At 39.4% G+C, this 2,372-nt stretch carries 2 protein-coding genes; both read left to right on the top strand.

All coding sequences use genetic code 11. From position 1 onward, the window contains the following. Window positions 1–946 precede the first annotated feature (946 nt). Complete coding sequence (locus tag CRN95_RS15160; RefSeq protein ID WP_145994006.1) at window positions 947–1,249, top strand: acyltransferase family protein; 303 nt, start codon at window positions 947–949, stop codon at window positions 1,247–1,249. A 56-nt stretch (window positions 1,250–1,305) separates the two neighbouring features. Next, complete coding sequence (locus CRN95_RS14565; protein WP_159462329.1) at window positions 1,306–2,001, top strand: acyltransferase; 696 nt, start codon at window positions 1,306–1,308, stop codon at window positions 1,999–2,001. The last annotated feature ends 371 nt before the right edge of the window (window positions 2,002–2,372 follow it).

Genomic DNA, 2,372 nt, shown 5'->3' with positions numbered 1-2,372 from the left:
CCGATGGTACCTGGCCCCCGGGCCCGGGAGAGTAGGTCGCCGCTGGATTCACGCCCCGCCTGACGCAACACGTCGGGCGGGGCTTTTTCTTTTTTGTGCCGCCCACGAATCCTGCTGGCGCGTCAAGGATTTCGCCGCGGCTCAGCAATAAGAATGAGTTACTTATTCTTGCTGCGTTCGCCTTGCATGTCATTTCCGCCCCCTTGTCATCCCGGACTCCGTTCCGGGAGGGAATCGGCTTACATGGTTCCCCTTGTCGGCTTATCTGATCAGTTTTCTATGTTGTTTGTGTTTCTTTGTTCGCATGCCGGTCGCGCTGGAAACCGCGCCGTTATGCGGACCTGCAATATTTGCACCTTGAATATTCCAACTTGGCATTTTGACAAAAAGTCCATAAAAATATCCAAAATGTATACTCCGCGCCCACGCAGTAATTGTAGTTTAGAATTGTAGGCAGGCGATGTTGCTGGTCTCGGGGTCGTGAGGATAAGACAATGAAAGACAACGAAAAAGAAATCAAAAAGGTTGGACCCATCGTGGAGACTGCCTGGGGCATTCTCCTGCTGGTATCTAGCGTTACACTATTTATAATCGGTTGCTGAGCTATGTTCTTTAACCGGTTGATATAAAGAGAGTCCGTTATTGTTGGAAACGGGCTCTTTTTTTATTTAAGTGTTTTTTGTAATTGCTATTTTCATGCTGACATAGTTTTGTTTTATCTAATGACCCAAAGGTTATAAATAGAGCAAAACATTTGAGATTCGTCTCTTATTCGATGCTGGAAAATCACCACTTCTAAGAGCAATACAGAATAAGACGAACGCTCACGCCCAATCGGGCGTGGGTCGTTTTGTGCTTGTGTATTGCAGGGTTGTGGTGACCCGTCCAGCATATAGGCACTAATGACTCACGCCTTTTTTATTGGTATGCTACTTGGTGTAAGAGAGTGAATTTCTTTCTTGAAAGATTCTTAGCTGTTTTTGCAGTTATGATGATTCATGTAAGCGCTTCTGGTTTTTATACAAATCCTGTTCAATCATTTACATGGCAAGTCGTGAATTTTTATGAATGCATGGTTCGGTGGGTCGTTCCGGTTTTTGTTATGGTAAGTGGAATGTTTTTCTTGAATCCTCAAAAAGAGATAACTTTGTCAAAACTATATCGCAAGAATATTTTTAGAATCGTTATGGCCTTAATCACTTGGGGGGTATTTTATCGGTCTTTGTCCATTTCGAAAATGATTTTTTAGACAAAGTCTGCGATAAGGAACTAACAGTTGGAATACTAAAACAGTGTTCGACTTTTGTGTTTGGACATGCATGGTATCATTTGTGGTTGTTATACATGATTATTGGACTCTATATACTTGTTCCTTTGATTCGTGTTTTTACAACGTATGCGACAAAAAAACAATACCACTATCTCTTCATCTTGTATTTTTTATTTGGCTCCTTGTTGCCGTTACTTCAAGGTGTCTTGATACTAGTTGATGATCGACTGAAGATTTCTTTTAGTATAAAAGAATTGATGGGTTTTGCCGGATATTTTATTCTAGGGTATTACTTGTTTAGGTATGATTTATCGCACCGTGTAAAAAAATGGATTTATGTATTGACTGGATTATCTCTTGTTTTTCAAATAATCGGGACGTTCCTTGTTAGTTGCAAAATGGGAAAAGCAAATGAATTACTTTATGGTAATTTTAGACCTAATGTTGCGATTCAGGCTGTAGCGGTTTATGTATTTATCAAAGATTATTTTATAAATAAAGACTTTTCAGAACGTACTAAAAGGATAATTATTTTGTTTTCAAAATATTCATTTGGAATGTATTTGGTACATGATTTCTTTAATATTGTCTTTTCAAGGATCGGCTTTACGGTAACTGCTATCAATCCAGTCATTGCAATACCGCTTCGTTCAATAGTGACTTTTATTTTAAGCTTTGCTGTTATATGGGTGTTGGCTCGTATACCGGTTATAAAAAAGTATTGTATGTAATTTTTACTATTCGAAATTGCGTAGGTGTATTAAGAAATAGTCTAATCGGTTTTGATGACTAATTTTAAATGTTAATATTGTGTTAATATCATGTAGCTTTTACGGATGGTTCGAACTTTTTTCAAAAAAAATGAAAAAAAGTTGATTTTTTTTACGCTGACCCCTTGTTTTTATTCCTGAAAATTCTATAATTGGTCTCACCCTCGAACGGGTCACCCAAAACGACCTGAACGAGAGGCGAAAGCCCGCGAGACTTTCGGGAAGATTGAAGGAATCGGAGATGTGCTTAGTGACGGCCCAAGAAAATTTCTTGGAAGTCAATTAATCAAGAGGCGAGAGTCGCGACCAAGCTTGCTTGGGCATGACCGAGC

The organism is Fibrobacter sp. UWB16 (assembly GCF_900215325.1).
In the GTDB taxonomy this organism is placed as follows: domain Bacteria; phylum Fibrobacterota; class Fibrobacteria; order Fibrobacterales; family Fibrobacteraceae; genus Fibrobacter.
The sequence above is the reverse complement of the archived record's forward strand: the minus strand, read 5'-3'. Positions and strand labels throughout refer to the sequence as shown.